This window comes from Geminocystis sp. GBBB08 (assembly GCF_016743215.1).
Classification (GTDB): domain Bacteria; phylum Cyanobacteriota; class Cyanobacteriia; order Cyanobacteriales; family Cyanobacteriaceae; genus Geminocystis.
Genome location: NZ_VRZC01000237.1, coordinates 1 through 4,494, shown reverse-complemented (window position 1 = coordinate 4,494; position 4,494 = coordinate 1). Strand labels below are relative to the sequence as shown.

The 4,494-nt window shown below is 30.0% G+C and carries 4 protein-coding genes; all 4 read right to left on the bottom strand.

Features of this window, described 5'->3' with window-relative positions; genetic code table 11:
• Positions 1–521, bottom strand: a 521-nt coding sequence (locus FWJ34_RS18460) for a hypothetical protein (RefSeq protein WP_308256798.1), incomplete at its 3' end; no start/stop codon positions are given.
• A 559-nt stretch (positions 522–1,080) separates the two neighbouring features.
• Positions 1,081–3,711, bottom strand: coding sequence for a DNA polymerase III subunit alpha (locus FWJ34_RS18455; protein ID WP_308256797.1), 2,631 nt, complete (start codon positions 3,709–3,711; stop codon positions 1,081–1,083).
• Between the two features lie 27 nt (positions 3,712–3,738).
• A complete protein-coding gene (locus FWJ34_RS18450) occupies positions 3,739–4,041 on the bottom strand; it encodes a hypothetical protein (RefSeq protein WP_308256796.1) in 303 nt (100 codons plus the stop codon).
• Between the two features lie 19 nt (positions 4,042–4,060).
• Positions 4,061–4,494 (bottom strand): hypothetical protein (locus FWJ34_RS18445; protein WP_308256795.1); only part of this gene is annotated, 434 nt, incomplete at its 5' end.

Sequence of the window (4,494 nt, the reverse complement as noted above, 5' to 3'; positions counted from 1 at the left end):
GGATTTTGTTGTACAATATGAAATTGCTGAGTTGATAATATTTGTAAATTATTCCCTTGATTTTCTTCAGGAAAATAACACCAAAAATCATTGTCATTTATACTTAAATCTTGTTTTTTTAGTTCATATTTTCTTTCAATTAGAGTCCTCTCAAAATCTTGATTAATATTAGTTAAATTATCATCTAAATTTATATTTTCCCAAGCAATTTTTAGGTTATTATTAATTTCTTTAATTATATCTTGTTTAGCATTATTTTCAATAAAATCTATTAATTTGACTACTACTTGGTCATTTTTAAAGAATAGAACTGCCAATATTTGTAAATTTTTGTTAGTAGAAAAAAAAATTATTTTTTTGTTTTTATCTTTAAATTTTAATGAAAAACTTTCCCTAGTTTCATAAACTAATAAAAATTGGTGAAAATTTTTTAAAAAATCAGTTCTTATTTGAGAAGGTAAAGAATTGACTTTCAACCACAAATTAAAGGAAAAACTAATCACTAAATCTATTGAATTCATAAATTTAAAAACAACTACATTATTGAAATCAAAAGTACTTTTATACTCCCTCGACTAAGCCTTAAGCAGGTTTTGGAGGATTCTAGCTTCAGAGATTCGTTACTTGACAAAATTTACTTTGTTTTTGTATTAATCTTGTTCACTAGCTTTTTTTGAGACGGGCTATAGAACCATCACTAAAGATTTATTTTAACCTAAAAATCTTCTTATTTTTATTAACTTTATAATATAGCAATTCTATGTTCGTTGTGAGAATTATTTTTTCTTCTTCGAGAAGAGGCAACAGGGATAACATTGGAGATGTTTTTTAATAATAATTGATTTCCCAAAAATGATTTAGGATTGCTATAGCAATTTAATGCTTTTTTTGTGCTCTGGTTAAAAACCACGAAAAAAGAGCAATAAATCGTAACAGTTAGTGGTTAAATTAGTCAAAACCCTTGGCTATGAAATGAATTTTATAGCTAACAGGAAAGATTAATATAACTTAACTCAATTTCTGAGAAAAATGATCAAGTTTTTGATAATTTTTGATTTTTAACTAGAAAAAAAGAGCTATTTATTGAAAATTTCTAATTTCTAATAAATCTAAATTTTCTTCAAAAATGCGATCGATAGATAACATTTTACCGTCTTTTGTCATCATTTTATGGTCTTTTGTTGCCCTAATAATTCTTCCGTCTTCTAACTCATATTCAAAAACTTTTTGGATTCCTCTATCGTGCCATTGAGCGATATATTGAGTATAAATAAAGCCATTTTTATCGATACTATAAACTTGACAATGAAGGTTTTCTTCGACAATTTTACCAATAGGAATTGCCCCATATTCTACCGTTAAAATTTCTGTATCTGCACTTAAACAATATTCAGCAAATTGCACCATTTGTTTAAATAAATTCTCAGCAATTTCTTTTTTTACACCGTTTTTCATCGAACCATCAATAAAAATTTCCCGATGTTTTTCCATTTCTGAGGCTTTTTTCTTACCCATCGCCCGACGTAATAAATCTGCTTCTCCTAAAGAATAACCTGCTAAATCTTGTGCCATTTTCATAATTTGCTCTTGATACACAAGTACTGCGTAAGTTTCTTTTAAAATTGGTTCTAGTAAAGGATGATCATATTTTATTGCTTCTTTACCGTGTTTACGATGGATAAAAATAGGGATTAAACCAGCATCAAGAGGTCCAGGACGATATAAGGCTAAAATAGAAGAAATATCCTCAATGCCAGAGGGTTTCAAATCTTTAACAATTTGTTTCATACCGTCTGACTCAAGCTGAAAAATTCCTTCTAAATCTCCTCTTTCTAATAGTTTATGAGTTTGTGCTACATCATTAGGTAATTTTTTACTTGTGCCTTTAGCGATAATTTCTAAGGCTTTTCTTTCTCCTAAAGGTAATTCATCAACATCTATATCTAAATTTTGGTTTTGCTTAATTAAGTCAGCAGTTTTTTGAATTGTAGTTAAATTTTTTAAGCCTAAAAAGTCCATTTTTAATAAACCTAAAGACTCTAAATCTTCCATAAAATACTGAGTAATAACTGCCCCTTCATTATTTTTTTGTAAAGGGACAATTTCATCTAAAGGATCACTGGAAATAACTACCCCTGCCGCATGAACTCCAAATGTTTTATTCATTCCTTCAATTCTCATTGCCATGTTTAACCACCGCTTAACATGAGGCTCATTATCATATTTTTCTTTAAATTCTGGTGCCGGAGTTTCATCAGAAATCATCACTTTTAATTTAGCCGGTTTTCCCCTCGACACGGGAATTAATTTTGCCATATGATCAGCTTCAGCATAAGGAATACCAATAACTCTAGCCACATCTTTTAATACTGATTTCGAGGTTAATCGGTTAAAAGTAATGATTTGTGCTACTTTAGATTCGCCATATTTTTGAGTTACATATTTGATCATTTGCTCCCTTTTTTCTATGCAGAAATCCGTATCAATATCGGGCATAGATTTACGTTCAGGATTTAAAAATCTTTCAAATAATAAACCATGATGAACAGGATCAATATTAGTAATTCCTAAAGCATAAGCCACTAAAGAACCAGCCGCCGAACCTCGTCCTGGCCCTACGGGAATATGACTGTCTCTTGCATATTTAATATAGTCCCAAACGACTAAAAAATAAGTAGAAAAACCCATCATTTCCATCATTTTTAATTCATACTCTAAACGCTCTCGATATTCTGGGGAAATTTCATGACGTTGATAACATTTTAATCTTTTTAATAATCCTTCCCATGTGACTTCTTCTAAAAAACTTTCATGTGTGTGACCAGGAGGGACTTCATAGTTAGGAATGCGCGGTTCTCCTAATAAAGTATAAACTTTAATTTTATCGGCTATTTCTAAGGTATTGGTGATAGCTTTTTCAATGGTTTCACTATCAAGATGATCCCTAAATAATAACCTCATTTCTGCTTCTGATTTAAGGTATTCCGTGCCTGAATAACGCAGTCTTTTTAACTCCTCAATATTCTTATTTGTTTGAATACATAAAAGAGCATCATGGGCTTCTACATCATTACAGGAAATAAAATGAGAATCATTGGTTGCAACTATTTTTATGCCTAATTTATCACTAATTTTGACAATTTCCGTATTAACTATTCTATCTTCTTGTGAACCATGATCCTGAATTTCTAAATAAAAATCATCTTCAAAAACTCCTTTATACCACTTAGCAACTTCCCTTGCTCTTTTATAATCTCCTTGTAAAATTGCTTGGGGAATTTCTCCTCCTAAACAAGCACTTGTAACAATCAATCCTTCACGATATTCTTTTAATAAATCTTTATTAATACAAGGACGACTAAAAATACCTTTACCTTGCACTCCTTTTAGGTGAGAAATAGTTGTTAACTTGACTAAATTTTGATACCCTTTTTTATCTTTTGCTAAAACAATTTGGTGATATTTTCTAATTTTTTTATGTTTTTCTGTAATATCACCATTAATAACATACATTTCGTTACCGATAATCGGCTTAATGTTTTTATTACTACAATTCTTGATCAACTGTATTGCACCATACATCACACCATGATCTGTAACAGCGATGGCAGGCATATTCAATTGTATTGCACGTTCAACCAAAGCAGGAATTTGAGAAGCACCATCAAGAAGACTATAATCAGTATGGATATGTAAACCAACAAAAGACATTAATTAATCGTTCACAATTGAAAACTACTAATCTATCTTACTGAGATCTTGACCTTTTTTGACGGAGGTTGTTTCTTGTGCCTCTGAATCTTGCTCATTTTCAGGGAGAGTTTCTTGATTAAGGTTTTCATCCCAGTCAGAATCATAGCGATTCCAAGGCAAAATGGGTTTATTGGGCAAATGATCTGTTAACACCGTGATATTATCAAGATCAGGCTCAGGTATTTTAATTTTAGGTTCATCATTGTCATGATTGGATGTTTGATTACAATTAGAGTCATTATTCATAGCATCCCTTAAGCTGGTTTCAAGTAAGATTAATTTGATCAAATTTGTTTCCTAGTTAATTCTATTTTAAAGTAAAAACTGGCACAAAATAGGTCACAAAAATATGTAACATAATACAAATAGCAATAGTTAAAGTCGTATAAGCTGAGTAAATTAAAGATTGAGAAATATCATCAATTCTTCTTTTATTTGCCTTATAAATTTCTACAAAATTAGCCATCATTTGTAATTGATATTCTTGGGGAGATAAAGTTAAATAACGTTCTAAGAATTTGTTATCTTCTAAGTTAGGACTGATAATTACTTGACGGGGTAAAAAAGCATTAATTAATAAAATAAAATTGATTAAAAATCCCAAAACTTCTAAAAAACTAAAAACCCCGGGTATATAAATTAAGCGAGAAATACTTAAACTGGTTAATAATGCACCATTGACAACAAAAAGAATATTTAATTTAGTAGTTAAAGTATGGGATTGATCTTGTTGTTCTTGAG

Bases quoted from the DNA above. Each gene is read 5' to 3' on its own strand.
- FWJ34_RS18455 (WP_308256797.1), bottom strand. From the start codon at position 3,711: ATGTCTTTTGTTGGTTTACATATCCATACTGATTATAGTCTTCTTGAT.